General features: G+C 34.2%; 14 protein-coding genes and 1 pseudogene. 7 read left to right on the top strand and 8 right to left on the bottom strand.

Annotated features, from left to right (window positions below; all coding sequences use genetic code 11):
• Positions 1–516 (bottom strand): (2Fe-2S)-binding protein, encoded by a 516-nt coding sequence (locus IPK14_17170; protein ID MBK7995045.1) that lies wholly within the window; start codon positions 514–516, stop codon positions 1–3.
• 32 nt (positions 517–548) lie between these two features.
• The gene (locus IPK14_17175) at positions 549–1,115 is read right to left on the bottom strand and encodes a DUF4287 domain-containing protein (GenBank protein ID MBK7995046.1); all 567 of its coding nucleotides are present in this window, start codon (positions 1,113–1,115) and stop codon (positions 549–551) included.
• Positions 1,116–1,262: 147 nt separating this feature from the next.
• On the opposite strand from IPK14_17175, the gene pepP reads away from it, so the two are divergent.
• Positions 1,263–2,627: a Xaa-Pro aminopeptidase gene (gene pepP / locus IPK14_17180; protein MBK7995047.1), complete on the top strand. Its 1,365-nt coding sequence runs from the start codon at positions 1,263–1,265 to the stop codon at positions 2,625–2,627.
• Between the two features lie 4 nt (positions 2,628–2,631).
• Positions 2,632–3,342, top strand: coding sequence for a hypothetical protein (locus tag IPK14_17185; protein ID MBK7995048.1), 711 nt, complete (start codon positions 2,632–2,634; stop codon positions 3,340–3,342).
• Between the two features lie 70 nt (positions 3,343–3,412).
• On the opposite strand, the gene IPK14_17190 is transcribed toward IPK14_17185, so the two are convergent.
• The 5 genes and pseudogenes from IPK14_17190 to IPK14_17210 form a co-directional block, all read right to left on the bottom strand.
• Positions 3,413–4,195: a hypothetical protein gene (locus IPK14_17190; GenBank protein ID MBK7995049.1), complete on the bottom strand. Its 783-nt coding sequence runs from the start codon at positions 4,193–4,195 to the stop codon at positions 3,413–3,415.
• A 95-nt stretch (positions 4,196–4,290) separates the two neighbouring features.
• Positions 4,291–4,937 (bottom strand): annotated as a pseudogene (locus IPK14_17195) (NAD(P)H-dependent oxidoreductase).
• A gap of 130 nt (positions 4,938–5,067) precedes the next feature.
• Positions 5,068–5,337 carry an HU family DNA-binding protein gene (locus IPK14_17200; GenBank protein MBK7995050.1) on the bottom strand — a complete coding sequence of 90 codons (270 nt, stop codon included), beginning with the start codon at positions 5,335–5,337 and terminating at the stop codon, positions 5,068–5,070.
• Between the two features lie 5 nt (positions 5,338–5,342).
• Positions 5,343–6,506: a hypothetical protein gene (locus IPK14_17205; GenBank protein MBK7995051.1), complete on the bottom strand. Its 1,164-nt coding sequence runs from the start codon at positions 6,504–6,506 to the stop codon at positions 5,343–5,345.
• A 36-nt stretch (positions 6,507–6,542) separates the two neighbouring features.
• Positions 6,543–7,598, bottom strand: coding sequence for an aldo/keto reductase (locus IPK14_17210; protein MBK7995052.1), 1,056 nt, complete (start codon positions 7,596–7,598; stop codon positions 6,543–6,545).
• 275 nt (positions 7,599–7,873) lie between these two features.
• Here IPK14_17210 and IPK14_17215 point away from each other — a divergent pair, with 275 nt between their 5' ends.
• The 5 genes from IPK14_17215 (at position 7,874) to IPK14_17235 (ending at position 18,681) form a co-directional block, all read left to right on the top strand.
• Positions 7,874–10,171, top strand: coding sequence for a hypothetical protein (locus IPK14_17215; protein MBK7995053.1), 2,298 nt, complete (start codon positions 7,874–7,876; stop codon positions 10,169–10,171).
• Between the two features lie 157 nt (positions 10,172–10,328).
• On the top strand, positions 10,329–10,739 hold the full coding sequence (locus tag IPK14_17220) for a hypothetical protein (GenBank protein MBK7995054.1): 411 nt from the start codon (positions 10,329–10,331) through the stop codon (positions 10,737–10,739).
• A gap of 626 nt (positions 10,740–11,365) precedes the next feature.
• Entirely contained in the window at positions 11,366–14,059 is a 2,694-nt protein-coding gene (locus tag IPK14_17225) for a VWA domain-containing protein (protein ID MBK7995055.1), read from the top strand.
• Between the two features lie 177 nt (positions 14,060–14,236).
• Entirely contained in the window at positions 14,237–15,112 is an 876-nt protein-coding gene (locus IPK14_17230) for an alpha/beta hydrolase (protein MBK7995056.1), read from the top strand.
• Positions 15,113–15,135: 23 nt separating this feature from the next.
• The gene (locus tag IPK14_17235) at positions 15,136–18,681 is read left to right on the top strand and encodes a protein kinase (protein MBK7995057.1); all 3,546 of its coding nucleotides are present in this window, start codon (positions 15,136–15,138) and stop codon (positions 18,679–18,681) included.
• Here the strand turns inward: IPK14_17235 and IPK14_17240 are convergent.
• Positions 18,678–19,130 carry a hypothetical protein gene (locus IPK14_17240; GenBank protein MBK7995058.1) on the bottom strand — a complete coding sequence of 151 codons (453 nt, stop codon included), beginning with the start codon at positions 19,128–19,130 and terminating at the stop codon, positions 18,678–18,680. The genes IPK14_17235 and IPK14_17240 overlap by 4 nt on opposite strands.
• Positions 19,131–19,254 lie beyond the last annotated feature (124 nt).

A 19,254-nucleotide genomic window follows, 5' to 3' on the forward strand; every position in this document is an offset into this window, starting at 1 on the left:
TTAGGCAATAATAACTGTGATAGTTGAAAATTTTTCATGAAATCTTAAATCTAGCCAAAAACCTAAAGTGTATTTTTGCTCTTGGTCAGCACCGTTTAAGGCTAAAACTATTTCTTCACCACTTTCTATAACTTGAGCCGTGACATTAAATTTTGCTAAATAGGGATTAATTTCTTGTAAAAGGAAATTTTTAATTTCTTCTACAACATAACTTTCAATTACTTTATCTTCTGTATTTTCAGCTAAATGAAAATGTAAGTCTTCCTCATCATCTCCAATATGATTATGAAAATCTAAAGTTGTACAAAAGCGACGTGACATAATAAGTCGAGCAATTTCTTCATGACAGGAGCCACAACCGCCGCCAGCTTTGCACTTACGGCGGACTTGAGCTACAGTATTTGCATCTATTTCTAAAATTGTGTCTAAAACTTTTTGTCGGCTAACTTTTAAGCATAGACAAATTAACTCATCTGGAGAGCCTGTATAAATTCTACGGTCGCCATGTAAGTGCATAAATTTTCCTTTTCTGATTTTATTAATAAAAATTATTCAGCCGCTTCATAAGCTTGTTTAATCCAGTTAATAAGCTCTGAGTCTACTTCATCAACAGTTGTTAACTTTACCTTAAAATGACACATACTATTAGCAGGCATTTCAGCTAGTCTATCAGTAGCTTGAAGACTTTTTAGGTTTATCCCCACTTCAACACGACTATTAGTAGCAGGTGTAATCATTGCAAATTGTTTTTTACGACGTAGACTAACATAGCCTTTTTTTGGTGCAATTTCAAATGTGCCAAATTCATTAATTGCTTCCATTAGCTTTTCATGGATTGGTCGTAAACTAGCCTTAGTTCCTGCGTAAATTTCATTAAGTATGTCAGTTGATGAATTATCTTTAGTTTCATTTTCAGCAGGCTTAAGAAATAAATGTGTTAGAGTGTTAGCATCTCCATGCCCTAAAGTTAAGTCTTTTTTAAGCATGTCTCGGATTTCACCATGTTTTGCAAGGCCACTTTGTTTAATTATTGACATTAAATCATCTAGAGTTTTACCTGTTTTTGTTTGAATATTTTTTAGCTGAGTTTCAATAGCTTTGTTAACATCACTCATAGATTTTTCCTTTCAATAGCTTGTTTTTATCATTTAAAAGGCTTTGCTAGCTTTGTTATGAGTACTAGATTTAAGCGTGTTATATTAGCAAGATCAAGTTTTCTTTATCTATCAAATTTTCCAAAAAGCAGTTTAGGATAAATTTTTATGTTTAGCCCAGAAACCATTATTACCGAGCAAATAGCAAATAATTATTGGCCTACTTTATCACCAGAAATTTACAAAAAACGTCGGGAAGAATTTTTGTCAAAACTAGGTAATGGAGTAGCAATTTTTCCTAGCGCACCAACTACTATTCGCACTAATGACACAGATTATCGTTATAGACAAAATAGCGATTTATATTATTTAACAGGATTTACTGAACCAGAAACAGTATGTTTACTTGCACCAAACCACCTAGAACATAAGTTTGTCTTATTTGTTCGTCCTCGAAATGAGGAAAAGGAGATTTGGGAAGGGCGACGAGTGGGCCCGGAAGGAGCTAAAGAATTACTTGGCGCAGATGCTACTTATGAAATTGAAAAGTTGGATGAAGAACTACCTAAATACTTAGAAAAAGTAGATTTTATTTACTATTCATTAGGCAATGAGCAGCGTTTTGACCAAAGAATTATTAATTTAATTAAATATTTTCGCTCAATGCGTCGGCGCAATGGTGTAGGGCCTTATTCAATAATTGACCCAACGGAAATTTTACAAGAAATGCGGCTTATTAAAACACCTGAAGAACTAGAACTGATGAGACGTTCGGCTACAATTGCTGCACAAGCTCATTTAGCTGCAATGAAAGCAGTTAAGGTTGGGATGTATGAGTTTGAAATTGAAGCAATTATTGAGCATTATTTTCGTCGAAGTGGTGCTAATGCACCAGCTTATAACTCAATTGTTGGAGCAGGTGCTAATGCTACAATTTTGCATTATGTAGAAAATAACTGCCAGATAAAGGATAACGATCTTTTACTAGTAGATGCTGGTGCAGAATATGAGCATTATTGTTCAGATATTACCCGAACTTATCCGGCTAATGGACGATTTACTAAGGAACAAAAAGAAATCTATGAAATTGTTTTGGCGGCTCAACTTGCTGCAATTGAAAAAGTAAAGCCAGGTGCAGCCTTTGATGATGTTCATCAAGCAGCTTTAGATATAATTGTAGACGGACTTTTTAATTTAGGGCTGCTTTCTGGTGAACGGGAAAAAGTTATAGAAGAAAAACAATATCAAAAGTTTTTTATGCACCGTACTAGCCATTGGTTAGGGATAGATACACATGATGTAGGTAAATATAAACAATCCGATGAGTCGCGTATATTAGAGCCAGGAATGATACTAACCGTTGAGCCAGGAATTTATATTAGACCAATGGATGATGTACCAACAAAAGATCATAATATTGGAATACGTATTGAAGATGATGTATTAGTTACTGAGCAAGGGTCAGAAATATTAACTGCTTTTGTACCAAAGCAAATCAATGAATTAGAAGCAATTATTGGACGGGGGAATTAGAAAAATGAAGCGTTGCCCAATATGCGATAAGATGTGGGAGATTAATAAAGTATTTTGTCCCTGGGATGGATACCGGCTAAAGGAAATGACACCTGAAGAAGTGACAGAAAGAATGGCTGCTAATGCTATAGAGCCACAATTTGAAATCTTTGAAGAAATAAGAAAGATGGATAAAACATTGCTTGATTCTGTAGCTGAATTTGGGGCAACAGAAACCAGCAAATTAGTTGATATTGCTATTTCTGCATTGGAAAAACGCCGGGAACGTGACCAAGAAAATGTCCGTGATCAAATGAAACTAATAGATTTATTTAATCTGCATTGTAGGACAATGCAATATTTTGTTGATCGGCTGAAAGGACAAAGTGAATTATTCTCCTTTCAAATTGAACATAGAGACGATGTGGATCAAATGTATATGGTTTTTGTAGTCTCTTTTGGACAAGCTCAGTATCGACGGCATTTTCCTGTAAAGATTACTTATTTTCGTGATCCTGTTAGGGAAGTTACTTTTGAAATCAATCTTCATGATATTGCAGATAATAAAGATAAAAGACACTTAAAAACAGAAAGAGTTGGAGGAAAAGCAGAAACAAATATTTTTGGACATAAATATTTTATAGCTGCTCCTAAAGGTTTAGAAGGTATTGAACTGCTCCAATGGTTGGAAAATTCATTTAAGGATGTTTTCAAACAAGCTTACTCAGTTGATTAAGTAGTTAAAAAATAAATGTCTTGCTTACATTTTAGCAAGACATTTATTTTGAATGTTTTCCAAAGTTATTTTAATTTTGTTGTGTTGTGGGTTCTGCTGTCTCTACAGGTTTAGTTATTTCAGTAGTTCTATTCAGTAATATATCTGCATCTAATCTAACTTGTAAGCGTGAACCAGATAATAATTCAATATCACGTCCTCTTGCTAATAACACTCCACCTAAACCAACTCCAGCACCAATGCCAGCACCAATACCAGCACCAGCAGCACCTCCAGTAATTGCACCAATACCAGCACCTATGCCAGTTTGAGTTGCTACTGTTCCAGCTTTACTTTTTCCTTTGCTTGGATCTTTTATTTTACCTTCTCCATCTTCTTCTACTACTTGATCAGTGCGGTTAATCACAGAAAAAAGAGAAGCTTTCAAAGGAATTTTTGTTCCATCATCTAAAATTAGTTCATCAAAACCAATGGTTAAAGATCCATTTTTTCCCTTACGTGCTGCTGCTTCAACATTTATTATGTGGCATTTAACCGATGCTCTAGTAAGTGCTAGTTTATCCTTAACAAATACTGGTTCAGATAATCTAACAATAAACTCTTCACCTTTTTTATTAGTTTTTGAGCTTAAAGATTGATCTAAATGTAGGTTTAACAAAGTATTTTTAGGGATTTTGTCAGCAGTTGGAGTGTTTGAAGGAATTGAAGTGCTATTACTATTGCTACGGGAAAGAGAATTAGGAGTGTTACTATCACGAGATTTTACACGTCCAGATTGAGCAAAAACATTAGCTGAAAAAAGATTGGCTATTAAAAAAAGAGTAAAAGATAAAGATAATTTTTTTAATGACATAATAATTATTTACCTCAAATTACCAGATCTACCCTTTGAATAATAGAATAGGCCATTGGATGTTGCAAACAATCTAATTAGGTAAATAGAGACTATTACTTTTTAAGCTGAAAAGTCTCGTCATAATCGGCTAAGGTTGGAAAAACAAGTTTAGGTGTTTCGTTAACACTTAATAACCTTTGTTTATATTCTTCTAAGTAAGCTTTGCGGCGTTCAGTGTTAACACGGCTAACACCATAAGCTATAAATGGTGGTAAGACATCAAAGCCAACAAAATAAAGGATTCCATGATTAATAGGGAAAAGAATTTGGTGAATACTTCCATTTAATCCTAATGGAGTATACATTGACTCACCGCCTCCAGTAGTAAGCACAAGCATAGCTTTTTTGCCATGAAAAACACCCTGGTCATACCATTTACCCCCGCCATAAATGCGACCCATAGCAAAAACACGATCTACCCAACCTTTTAATATTGCTGGAAGACCAAACCACCAAAGTGGGAATTGAAAAACTAGTACATCACACCAATCTAGTTTAGCCATTTCAGCTTTTACATCAGAGGCAAAGCTATCTGTTTCTGAAGCAAAGATTTCTTCAACTTGTTGTTTATAGTAATGTGGCTCTTTGACATTAAGGAAATTGTGACGACCAGAAACAGGATTAAATTGTCTACCATAAAGATCAGATACTATTATTTCATGTCCTGAGCAGGCAAAACTTCTTTGGCTAAATTAAGCATCGCACCATTAAAGCTTTTTGGTTCTGGGTGTGCATAGACAACAAAATACTTCTATCTTTTATACTCCTGCGCTTTTTGGGGAAGTTATTTTAGAAGTTTAATATGTTAAGACTTAGTTTTGTCAAACTGATTATTCTGTTTTATTAATAATATTGCGCAATTTAGTACTAGGTACAAAACGAATTATGGTTTTACTAGTTGATGGCGGGGGATTTTCTAGGGGATTTTCTGATTTAGCAAAAAGCTTGAACCCTCCAAAATCCCCTAAACTAACTTGTCCATCTTTTCTTAACCCTTCTGCTACACCACTTAAAATAAGATTAATAGCCCGTTCCGCTGAATCTAGCGGGAGATTTGTATCACGGGCTACTTTTTCAATTAAGTTAGTTTTTTTGCTCATAGAAATTAAATAGTCTCTATCAGTGATTTTTTAGGTAAGAAAAAATTAGAAATTTCACTTACTACCCGTTGAGTAGCATCTGGTGTAGATAACTCTTGTGCTGCTTCACTCATTGCTTGGCAGTCACTTTGGTTATCAATAAGATTTTTTAGGATTGGTACTATATCGCTTACTTGACAAAGCCTCAAACCAGCATTATGACTAGCAATTAAATCTGCTGTATTAGCTTCTTGGGGCATTGGCTCAGTAATATGATCCATAATAATTGGTAGTTGACAAGCCAAAGCTTCAAAGGTTGTTAACCCACCTATTTTAGAAATCATTACATTAGCTGAACGCATTAGCCGTTCCATATTATTAGAATAACCTAATACTTTAACAGGAAAACGAGAATTAGCAGCAAGTTTGTCCATTTCTTGTTTTAGTTTTGGATTATTTCCTGCTAGGAAAATTGCCTGCATATCTAGGTTAGTGTTAGTTAAATGGGCAAAAACTTTTGGAATGTTTCCACCACCAATCCAACCTGCATTAATAAAAACTGTGAATTTATCAGGATCTAAGCCAAGTTCTTGCCGCATTTCGCTTGGTACTAATTGGCTAGCTTTTTGGAATTTAGGATGTATTGGCATACCACAAATACGAATACGTTCAGGACTAACACCATAAGTTATCATTTCTTGGCGAGCTTGTTCATGTGCTACTAAATAAAGTTGTACATGCTCATTTGCCCAACCTTTCCATGAATTTCCACAGGGATCTGTTACTACAGTAACTAATGGAATACGATCTAATAATTTTAAGTCTTCTAAAATACGAGCAATACCATACTGCACCATTGGATGTACTGATACAATTACATTAGGACAAAACCGATCTACAGTTTGACTTATATATTTACGGTAAAACCTATAAAGAGAGCGATCCAAATTAAATTGATGTATTGCCCAATGATAGTATTTAACATAGGACTGATAATGACGAAGTAAGAAATTATAAAAATTGATAGATTGGCGAGTAACATAACTAGAATCTTCAACAATACGAGAAATTTCTACTAAGTAAGAGAGGCGACCGGCAAACATTCCTAACCCAGCTTCAATAGCATGAGCAGCCGAAGTATGACCACCACCACTGTCAGAGGTAAGGATAAGTATTTTCTTTTGTGACATTTAATGGCCTTTCATCACAGATTTGCGATAAATAAGTTAAATAACTTCAAAAAGTTCTAAGAATTCTTTTTGTGCAATTGGAGATATTGATGCTGTAGAAAGATTTTCCTCTACATGCGGTTTTTGGCTCATTCCTACTAAAGCTGTAGTTACTCCAGGAGTTGAGCGTACAAATTGAATTGAGCGTTGAGCATCGGTTTTTAATCCAGGAAAATGAACTTTAAGCTCTTTAGGTAAATTATGAGCTAGCCGAGATTGCAAGATTGAAGCAGAAGACATCACTGTTAAACCATAATGTTTGGCAGCTTCTAGGACACAATATTTTTCATCATCAATAGTTTGATTAGTAATTGTAAAAGCTTCTGGCATAGCTAAATTATATGGTAATTGGATAAATCGAAAATGATGGCTTTCCCCTGCTAATGACTTAGCTATTTTTACTAGATCAGTTAAATCTAAAAAATCTCTAGTATTTGACATTTGACGGTAGCCATTCCATGTAGAAGTACCATAAAAGGCTATTTTTCCATCAGATGCTTTTTTTTCTAAAAACTCAAATGCTAGCTGAATACGATGGTAAAATTCTGACTGGCTAACTTCTTGTAATTGAGTTTCTGGATTATGTAAGTAATAAATATCAATTTTATCAACATTTAAGTTTTGTAAACTTTGCTCTAGTTGGTTTTCTAGATAAGCTGGGGTCATACAATGGCAATCAGCTACAATATCATTTTGAGTAATTATACCTGGGTCAATAAATTGTTTTTGTCGGTATTGATAAGGATCTGGTGCTGCTTTTGAATCAAAGGGAAGAAAACCACCTTTTGTAGCAATAATAATTTCTTCTCTATTTATTTTACCTTGTTGGAAAAGTTGTTTTAGAGTTGTTCCAATAATTCGCTCACTACGTTGGCTACGATAATTAATTGCTGAATCTAAAACATTACAACCAAGCTCAATTGCTCTAGTAATAGCAAGTTGATAAGCTAGGTCTGTTATTTCATTAGGTTGGCCCAGATAAGTACCTAATCCTATAGAAGAAAACCAAAGATTTTGTTCTTGACGAAAGTGTCCTAGTTGGGCTTGGGGTATTTTTTTTCACAATAAGCCGCTGTTGCAGCTAAAGTTGCTCCCGACCTCATCAAAATCTCCTAAAAGAATTTAAGCCTTATATATATGAATTGTTTATAGTAATGCCGAAAGCTACTAAGAGTCAATTAAAGTCAACCATTAGAATTAATAAAAATAAAAACTAAAGAAAACCTTTTTGTTTTTATCCAACCTTGCTTTATTAAATTATCACTTTCATAATAGTTAATCCTTAGACTTTGTTCTCTAAATTTTTACTATATAAGAAAGGATGTTTTATGGCAGAAAGAGATGTCCGGGAACGGGATATTTTAGTTGCTCCTAATGAATATGCTTATGTACAAGACTTAACTAAAGGAGACATTATCCTTTATGTAGGCCCTACTAAAATAAGTCTTTCCAATACAGAACGCTTGGTTGAATATTATGAAGGTCGGTTTATCCCAATTCGAGGAGAAGAAGGAGGTGTTGGAGTCAAACCTTTTATTATTGCTTCTTCCTCAAAATATATAATTTTAGAAAATCCTCCTAAAGATACTAGCGCAAAACCAATTAAAGGTGCTAATTATTCCATAGAATTACTTATAGGTAGAAAAGTTGTTGTTTCCGGCCCAGCGGCTTTTCCACTCTGGCCCGGACAAATGGCAGAAGTAATTGATGGTCACGAATTAAGAGAAGACCAGTATTTAATAGTAAGAGTTTATGATAGGGTAGAGGATGATAATAGTCCTATTGGTACAGAAAAAGTTATTAAGGGTATAGATGTTAGTTTTTATATTCCCAAAACTGGCCTAGAAGTTGTTCCAGATGAAAAAGATGATTATGTACGAAGTGCTGTTACTTTACTTGATGGAGAATACTGTATTTTACTTTCTCCAAATGGTAAAAAGACTTATTTTAGAGGCCCAGCAGTAGTATTTCCAGAAGCCACTGAAGAATTTGTAGAAAAAGATGGTGAACGAGTATTTAAGGCGCATCATTTAAGAAAAAATATGGGCTTACATGTCCAGGTGATAAAAGATTTTCAATCCGATGGAAAAGATCAAGTTCCAATGGGTTCTTATACAGCAGGACAAGAAATTTTTCTTAAAGATAAAGAAGGATTTTTCTTTCCTAGTGAAAATTTAGAAGTAGTTAGCGAAGTTTATTCTATTCCAATTGCAGAAAAAGAAGGAATTTACGTAAGAGAGATTGAGACAGGAAGAATTTCTACAGAAGTAGGGCCAAAAAATTACTTACCAGATCCTACAAAAGTAGACATCATTACTCGACAACTGGACAAAGAAACTATGCGGCTATATGGGCTTATTGAGCGAAATTCCCAGCTTGTACCTGCACAAAATATGATTTCACAAGTGGAAATGGAAGAAAAACGAGGCAGAAAAAATGTTGCAGTCCAACGTTTTGCCAATGTCATAGGCCCAAAAGCGGCTGAATATGACACAACTAAAGCTATTTCAATTTATATTCCTCCAAGTTTTGCTGTACTTGTTACAGCAAAAAATAAACGTGAAGTTGTAAAAGGGCCTCAAACCCGGATTCTAGATTATGATGAAGACCTGGAAGTTTTACGACTTTCTACAGGTAAACCAAAAACAGATGAATATTTGCTTACAACTTGTTTTTTGCAAAAAGATGGTAATAAGGTTTCGGATATTGTTAAAGTCAAAACAAGTGACCATGTTGAGTTAGAAGTTTTGCTTTCCTACAGAGTTTCTTTTCTTAGTAAAGGAGATCAGCAGGATGAAAAATGGTTTAATGTAAAAAATTATGTTGGTTTACTTTGTGACCATTTAGGCTCAATTGTTCGTGGAACTGTAAGAAATACCTCTATAGATGCTTTTCATGCAAATAGTACAGAAATAATTCGCACTGCTATTTTAGGCGATAAGCGCGAAGGAAAGCGTGTTGGGCGACTTTTTGAAGAAAATAATATGTGGGTTTATGATGTAGAAGTTTTGGATGTTAAGATTTTAGATTCAGACGTTAATAAGTTACTTTCCGATGCTCAACGAACAGCAATTGTTTTTGAAGTTAATAGCAAACAAGAGTATATGCGCTTAAATAGTGAAAAAATTAAAGAAGAAGTAAATCAACAAATTTATCAAACTCAAATGGCTACAGTAGAAAAAGCTATTGCGCTTGAAAATGTTAAAAAAGAACTAGTTCTTACAAAAGCACAACTTAATATTGATACTGACAAACTAGAAACAGTTGGTAAGGCTAAAAATAGGGCCGAAGCAATAGAAATCACTGGAGTTAAACAAATTGAGTTAGCTAAACAACAAGCTGAAGTAGACCAACATATCTTAGCTAGCAAAGTTGCTGCTTTTAAGGAAGAAATGGCTGCTTTAGCTCCAGAACTTGTTACAACTCTAAAAGTTTTGGGAGATCAACAACTTGCTACAGAACTAACAAAAAATCTTTCTCCCTTAGCAATACTTGGTGGTGAAAGCGTTGCAGAAGTGGTTCAACGTCTATTAAAAGGCTTGCCTATAGGTATAAATCTGGATAATAATGGTGATGCTAAAGCTGTTGGGCAATTACAAAAGCCATCAGAAGAGAAGAAAAAATAATTAAATTTCTTAATTGTTAAAAATAAAAAGGTTAATCTTAAAGGTTAGCCTTTTTTATTTGCCGGAAAATATTAAAAAATTTTTCTTAAATAAAAGACAGATTTTTCTGCATAAACGCATCTACAACTAAAAAATAATCTTATAGGAGTATAAATTTATGCAAAAAACCTTAATTAATAAAACTAGTAAAACTAGTATTTCTCTCTTTCCAAAACAAACTTTTGCTTCTGAAATTTTATTAACAGATAGTAATATTCGTAGCTTTGAAGTTATTACAGAAAATAGTACCTACTGTTTTCTTAAAGTAGGACAAACTACAGAAGATTTTCCACTTTGGTATGTTATTTCAGGTCAAAAAGACTTGTTAGGTTGCAAAGTTGGAGTTTTAGTTCTAAATGAAAAAGGACTTTCTCCTAAAGCTATAAACCGTGGTGATAGACTTGCAATTTGTCTTAATGAAGTAATTGCAGATGCTCCTGTTAAAGTCTGGTATACAACAAAAATATTAAACTTTTCTATTTTAGATTATCAAGATAACAATTTAAGTAACCTTAAGAAAGCATGTTAATTTATAAAAATTCTCCCTAAAACGAAATTTTGGCCTTACCAATTTAATCAGAAAACTTAGTTTACATTGTACTAAATACACTGTAAACTAAGTTTTCTGATATTTTAATCTTAAGCCCCAACGGGGCGGCATATTATACGTAGGGTTTCAACCCTACGTATAATAGTATAGTATTTACAGAGTCACGAACTTGACGACATAATTAACTTATTGAATTTAATATGTTTATTATGTTGTCGCTACGCGACTCTGTAATATTATATTACAATACGTAGGGTTGAAACCCTACGCTACAATTATTTCGTCACGCGCATGACTTAAGAAATTGAAAAAATATTAACTTACTTTGTTTACAGTATACTAAATAATTTTAATCTTGACAGCATTACAGTAATTTTTTAACATACTGTCAGTTTGCAAATATTTAAGCAATCTTCGCGTTAGTTTTGGGGAACGTATCCAATTTATTTTTATGATTGGATAGCGCAAGATTGCTTAAATTTATATCTAAAATAAATAGCAAATAGGAACTTGTTAGGTAGATAAACGATGTTAATAAAAAATAAATCTCTAGCAATGTTATAGATAAAGAAACTAAGTAAATAAAAAAGTTGGAGGGTAAAAAGATGAGTTGGTCAGTAGAAGGTAGCTATATCCCTAGAATAGAAATTCCTAGTGAAAGAACTTGTGGTGTAGGTAGTATTTTTGCAGAAATAAACTCAAGACGTGTAATGTTGCCCTTAGCAGATGTAAAAATCAATGCACAAATAGCTAGCCAAGTTGCTTCTGTAGTGATGAAACAGACATTTGAAAATCCTTATCAAGAGCATTTAGAAGCTGTATATATTTTTCCCTTGCCAGGTGGGGCTGCTGTAAGCGATTTTGAAATGAGGATTGGATCTAAGATTGTAAAAGGTAAAGTTGAAGAACGCGCTGAGGCTCGCCGCCAATACCAAGAGGCAATTAACCAAGGCAAAAGAGCCGCTTTGATGGAAAAAGAAAGAGACGATGTTTTTACTCTACAATTAGGAAACTTGCCTCCTGGACAAGAAATTACAATTGCTATTACCTACTCTGAAAAATTAATATTTTTTGAGGATGGGACAACGGAAATTAGACTCCCATTAGTTGTTGCGCCTCGCTATATTCCAGGTCAATCTCTATATCGTGACCCTGTTGGAGATGGTATTGAGCCAGACACAAATATTGTTACAGATGCTTCTAGGATTTCCCCTCCAAGGCTTGCAAAAAACTTTGATCCAAAAATTTCTTTATCTATTGAAACGCTAATTCTTTGGGACGATACAATAGATGGCGGAGAATTACGTAATCTTTGTTGTTCTCAACACGCTACACGAACTTCTGCTGGTAAAGAAGGTGTTAAAGTCTCGCTAGCACGTCAAGATGAAGCTTTAGACCGGGATTTTGTACTTCGTTGGACTCTTAGCAATGCAAAACTACGTACCTCACTTTTAGTTTATCGAGACTCCTATAGTGAAGCTTATGGAATGCTCTCAATTATTCCGCCTTCAGAAGAAGGACGTTACAACCAAGCCCGAGATGTTGTTTTTATTGTTGACCGTTCTGGATCAATGCAAGGGATAAAAATGGCTTCTGCTGCTCGTGCTTGTGCCTTGCTGCTTAAAACCCTTGGCCCACAAGATCGATTTGCTATTCAATCTTTTAGTAATGGGGTGGAATGGCTTAATCCTAATTATAGTGCTTATGGTAGAGATAATTATTTTATTCCAGCCGATTATTATGGGCTTGAGCAAGGAGAACGTTATTTAAGGGGTATTAATGCTGCTGGAGGAACAGAAATTTATAAAGCTTTGGTTGAAGCAATGAAAATGCTTGAGCAAAGGCGCGATAGCTATCGACGAGTACCAGTAATTGTTTTACTTACGGATGGTGAAGTAGGTAATGAATCTCAAGTCTTAAAAGAAGCACAACAGAGATTAGGCGTAACTAGACTTTTTACAATTGGAATTGATACAGCCGTCAATCAAGGATTTTTACAACATTTAGCTAATGTTGGTAGTGGAACAGCAACTTTTGTTACTCCTGGCTCGCAGTTAGAAGATGCTTTAGTCAATGTTGGGCGGGAAATTGGAAGTCCATTAGTTGTAAATTTAAGATTAGAAGATGTGGATAGCGGACTAGACATTTCAGCTATTGCACCAAGTAAAATACCTGATCTTTTTAATGGTCGTGCTAGTTCAGCATTCTTTGTTGCTAGAAATATTGGACGTATTAGAGTTAGGGGACAATTTATTGCAGGCGGGGATTTTGACATAATTGTTAACCCTCAAGAAGTGTTTATGTCGGCTATTGCTCAACTTTGGGCTAAAGAACGAATTACAGATTTAGAAGATCGTTATAGAGTAGAACTATCATCACAGGAACGCTTAAAACGGGAAATTATCAGTCTTTCAACAAGGTTTAATATTTTAACAAGGTTTACTGCTTTTATTGCTGTAGATCATAGCGAAATAGTTAACCATCAAGGCTATCAACGTCATGTTGTTCAACCTGTGGAAATGCCTGCTGATTGGCAAGCTGCTCCAGCATCAACTTCTTATGAACAGGCAAGTAAATCTAATTGCGCTACTAAATCAATTCGTACTCGTGGCGATTATTTAATGCAAGAAAGAGAAATAGCAGACACAGCTAAAAGAAAAGAGAGTATTGTTAGTAAGAGTTCTAACAGGCCAATGGCACCACAAGTGCCACAATCAGCACCTCCAAGACCTGCTGCGCCACCAGCACGACCCATACCACCAGCAGAACCAATGCTTGATAGGAGACAAAGCAAATCTGAAAGTTTTGGACAAATAGAAGGTGTTGTACCTGCAAGCAAAAAAGTTGATGTAGCTAAACCTCAACCCAGCATTGTTGAAAAGGCAATTGATGCTGTCAAAGGCTTGTTTAATACTGGTGTTTCTAACAGTCAACCAATTAACGCTTTACCAACTAATGAACGAGAGTTAATAGAGCTTGCAATTAAAACTCTACAAGATACTTATAGCGATGTTATGAATGGATATGCTCCTTCACCAGAACGTTTAGATCAAATTCGTAGCAGCATAATTAATTTAACTAACACGCTACTTAAGCAAAATCTACCAAAATTCTTTAGATTTTTTGAGGTAGAAGTTTATGACTTAGTTGGAGGTTTAAGAAGACAAACACCAAAACCAATTTTTGAGCAACATCAATATATTTTTCAACAAGTAGTTGTAGAAGTAAAAAATTATTTTGCCAGTCCGTCCCAACCTTCTAATCGTAAAGATGGCTCTTTTTGGGACTCTAACATCTAAGCAAAGTCTAATCTGGTTAAAGTAAATATCTTACCTTAAAAAGTAGCTGCTAAATTTGGTAGCTACTTTTTAATTTTTAGCTCTAAGTTTTCCCTAGGCTATATTCAATTACGGCGAAGTTATAAGACAAACTAGATATTTTTTAATAAGATAAAAAGAAATTCAGAAAAAAAAGTTATGTTAGAAGTAAAATCACAAGTGCTTGGTCTTGCTACCAATATGGTAAGCCAGTTGGTTTACTACCGTAATGGTATGGAAAGACAAAAAAATATCGCCAAATTTATTAAAATTAAAGGCCATAGAATTTGGTATCAGGATATTGGGCAGGGTCAGCCTATTTTGTTTTTACATGGGCTAGGGTCAAATTCTCTTAGCTGGTTGATGAGTGTTCCTATGTTTTGCCAACAATATAGAGTGATTGCTATTGATAATATTGGACATGGACGTTCTGATAAACCAGATTTAGATTATAAAATTACAGACTTTGTTAATTATGTTGAAGGTTTTTTGGATACGCTAAATCTTAAGGAAATTTATATAGTAGGTAATTCCTTGGGAGGTTGGATAGCAGCGCGGTTAGCAATAAAACGGCCTGAACTAATAAAACGGCTTGTTTTAGTTTGTAGTGCAGGCTTGCAACCTTGGCCGGAGCTTAGAGAAAAACTAGAAAAAGTTAAATTTGCCCCCCGTACAATTTCGGAAACTAGGTCAATGTTATCTCTTTGTTTTTATAATAAAGTACAATATGTTAATCAAGTTAGCGTAGTAATTAGCTATTTGCTACGGAATTTAGAATCTAACCATAAAACAGTAGAAAAGGTTTTAGCATCGGCTTTAGATCCTAATGAATGGCTAGATGATAAATTAACTAAAATTAGAGCAGAGACTTTAGTTTTATGGGGTCAACACGATGAATTGATGCCAATAGAATTTGCTAGACAATTTGCAGAAAATATCCCTGGTGCCAAACTAGAAGTAATCCCCAATTGTGGGCATGTTCCACAAATTGAACGACCAAAAGAGTTTAACCAGTTATTAAAAATTTTTCTTTAATTAATTTTTGCTAAGGATTTTTTATGGGGCAAGCTAATAACGCTACTTTAGCTGCTGATACACTTATAGCTGATAAATATAGAGTTATTGAGCTTATTGGTTATGGTGGTGTAGGAGAAGTCTACTTAGCGAAAGATGAAAAAATACAACGACTTGCAGCTATAAAATTGCTTTTTAAGGAACTTAATAACGATATTGATCATAAATCTCGATTTCTTCGAGAAGCTCGGACAATTTCCTCTCTAAATCATCCTAACATTATTACCGTCTATGAAATAGGTTTTTTTGATGATCAATTATTTATTGCTACAGAATATGTTGAAGGTCAAACACTACGCCAAATTGTAGAGAAAAAAGGGAGTTTTAAGCTAAAAGATTTTTTTAGTATTGCAATCCAATCAATCCAAGGCTTAATGATTGCCCATCAAAATGGTATTGTTCATCGAGACTTAAAATTAGAGAATTTTATTTTGCGCTCAGATGGATTAGTAAAAATTCTAGATTTTGGCCTAGCAAAAGTTTCTGACAATTGCTCAAATACGGTTTTAAGAAGCGGTGCAGGCTTTAAGACTGATGCAGGTGTGATTTTAGGAACGCCTAATTATATGTCTCCAGAACAAGCCAAGGGGGAAGATGTAGATATAAGATCAGATATATTTTCTTTAGGATCAGTATTTTATGAGTTGTTAACAGGTAAAGTTGCTTTTGATGGCAATAGCCTAGTGCAAACCTTAATGAATTTAGCTGTATCACAGCCTCCACCAATGCCAGCAACTGTTCCTAGTAAGCTTAAAGCAGTAATAATGAGAATGCTGCAAAAATCACCAGCAGCACGCTATCAAACAATAGAACAAGTTTTAACAGAATTAGCAAGTTTATATGATGAGCTTAATTTAGCTAATAATCTTACTAATTATGTAACAACAGCCAATAAAATACCTACAGGAGTTTATAAAAAAGTTGGTACTGCTGCTTTAACCCCAACTACACCACAATATGATCAATTTGTTGGACGTATAGAAGAACTCCAACTAATACAAACTCAAATCTTACAAATGGGTCAACAATCAGCCCATCCAATAATAATTTTATCTAATAGTGGTGCAGGCAAGACGTTTTTATTAAGTAAGTTACAGGAAATTATTAGTCAACAAGATCTATTAGTTACATTAGTTAATCTTTTTGATCAGGATAATTTTACTCAACCTTATCAATGGATTTTACCGATGCTTGCTAATTTACTAGGCTTTCGCTTTGAAGATTCTTTAATGGATAAAAGCGGAGCATTAGCACAACGTGTTAACGCTAGAATAAAAGCTCGTTATGGTTTAACTTTGCCAGCAGAAATATGGAGTCAGAATTTAGAAACAAAACATGAAAGTGAAAAATGGCCTGTTTTTGAAGTTATTAATCAAATCCTTCAAGCTCTAGTTAAAGATAAAAAACTTCTTATCCTATTTGATAACTTACATTTAGCTAATGAGTTAAGCCTAGAGTTGATAGGTTATACAATTAGAAATAACAGTAATAAAAAAATATTTTTAGTTGCTACTACGAATTTATCAGAAATAAATCGATCAGGTAGTTTTCTTGAAGACTGGTTTTTTAGACAAAGTAAATATGTGAAGTTTGAAATTGTTGACTTAAAATCTTTTACTTTAGAAGAAACAAAAATTTATTTTGAAGCTTTATTTCGTCAGATAGAAATTTCCGAGCGAGAGCTAAACTATATTTATCAAATTACTAATGGTAATCCTTATTACTTAAGCGAAGTTGTTCGTTTATTGGTGCAGGAAGGAAAAATACATTTAGTTGGTAGTTGGTGGCATTGCGAAGCTTTAGAAAATATTGCATTACCTAACACTATTGGAACAGCTTTACTTTATAAAATAGAGAAATGTGACGAAGAGTTAAAAGAGTTAATTACTAAAGTTTCCATACTAGGTAATAGTTTTAGCTTTGATTTGCTTACAGAATTTTTAGAATTTGAGCCAGAAAAGCTAGAACCGTTATTAGTAGAAGCAGAAAAAGAGCATTTTATTTATGAGCAACGAAGCTCAAAAATAGATGAATATTGTTTTCAAAGCTCTGCTCTTCAACAAGTTTTGTATGATTCTCTTAGTAAACGTCAAAGGAGAAAGCTACACTCACAAGCAGCCCTAGCGATAAAGAAGATATTTCAAAATAATTTAAGGCAAGTTTTAAGCACACTTACTTTTCATCATTATGCTGCAACGGAATGGCAAGAAACTTTTTATTTTGGACAACAAGCAATAATACAATCTTTTGAACAATCTGCTTGGGGTGAAGTTGTAAAACTTGGTCAATTGGTTGAAGAAGCAGCCACAATTTTACAAGAAAATCAAGAAATTAATTTGGCTGATTTAGCTTTACTAGTAGATATAAAAAATAAACATGCTAGCGCGTTAGTAAATTTAGGTAAATTAGAGCTAGCATTGACCATAGCTCAAAGCGCGCTTCAACTAGCAGAGAAATTACAAGATAATAATCTTCTGGCTCAAAGCTATGGAAATCTTTCACATTTTGGTTGGTATCAAGGGCGTTTCAAAGATGTAATCATTTGGGCAGAAAAAGGGTTATCTATTGCTCAAATAGCACAAAATAAATTTTGGCAACAACAGCTAAACTTGCAAACAGGCCGGGCTAAATTGCGAGTTGCTCATTACAAAGAAGCTCTATTTAATTTAACAGAAGCTTGTCGGCTAGCTGAACAACTCCAAGAAGAAAAGCTACTTGCTCATGCTCAGGTTTTTCAAGGTCTTTGTTTACAGCTTTTAGGTGAGCGTCAAAAGGGTTTTGAATTAGTTGAGAAGGGCATGGCATTAGCTAACAAATTAGGGGATTCACTCTTTTTATGCCGAGCTTATTCTATGCTTTCGGTTATGTATTTTTATGAATACAATACAGATTCTCTTAAAGAAGTTCATAAAAAAGGAGTTGTTTTATCTCGTCAAATAGGTTGGAGGCTTGGAGAGGTTTACCAGCATGTTTATTTAGGAAATGCTTATCTTTTTGAAATTAGTTTTGATATAGATCAGGCATCAAACCTTTTACAACATGCTTTAGCTCTTGCTTTAGAAATAGGGGACAAAGCTACTACACTTGTGATTAAACGGGGAATAGCCAAAATAGCTGCTTTAGAAGGAGATTATCATTTAGCTACCAATCAATTAAAACAATTTGTGGCAGTGCTAAAAAGTTTTGGTGAATTGCCAGAACAAATGTTAACCCTAGAAGTACTAGCTCAAATTCAAGAATCAGCCGGAGAAAATGCAGTTGCTTATGATACTTATAATAATGCCCTAGAAATAGCTCAAAATATTGGAGCTATACATCAGCAATGGAGTATTTTACTTGGTAAAGCTCGCTGTTTGTTTAAGTTAGAAAAATTAGAGGAAGCTTTAGAGACTTTAAAATTATCAGAAAAAATAGTGAAAATTTTGTTAGAAGGTTTTACTAATGACGAAGATTCAAAATGCTTAACTAAAGCAACTCAAAGTGTGTATCAGCTTTTAAGGCAGATTCAACTTCAAAGCTCTACAAATTAAAATGTTTCTGAGAGAATAAACTGTACCAAACGATTAGTAGCGTCTAAAGCTGCTTGTGCAATTCCTCTGTGCATCATAGGTTCTTCACATTGACAAGCCCCTGTTAACTCATATTTACTGCGTCCATATGCTAAATCAGCAATTACTACTAACAATGGTGTATCAAGAAATTGAGGATTTAGCTTAATTGCATTTCGTAGAGTAAACTCAACTGAGACAGGTAAGGCTTCTTGAACTGCTTTTAAGGTGGCTGTTGCAACAGTGGCTAGAGAGTCTTCATTTGCTTCAGCTAAGTGTTTAGCCGTAATACGTTGCCCTTTTAAGGATAATACTACGGAAGCTTCTTTAGGTGTATTAGAATCACCTATTATTAGATTTACATCAATTAAAATTAAACGTGCCATTTTTTTAGTAGAATTATGGGGTTTGGATAACTGGTTTTGTGGCATAACATTATATGTAGCAAAAAGAGTTTTGGCTAGCTAGCTTGGAAATTTATTGGATTTAACCAAATTAAAGAAATAAAGTTTTTGTTTAAATTTGAAGGTTAATTAAGATAAAAATACTTTTTGC

The organism is Blastocatellia bacterium (assembly GCA_016713405.1).
GTDB lineage: Bacteria > Acidobacteriota > Blastocatellia > Chloracidobacteriales > JADJPF01 > JADJPF01.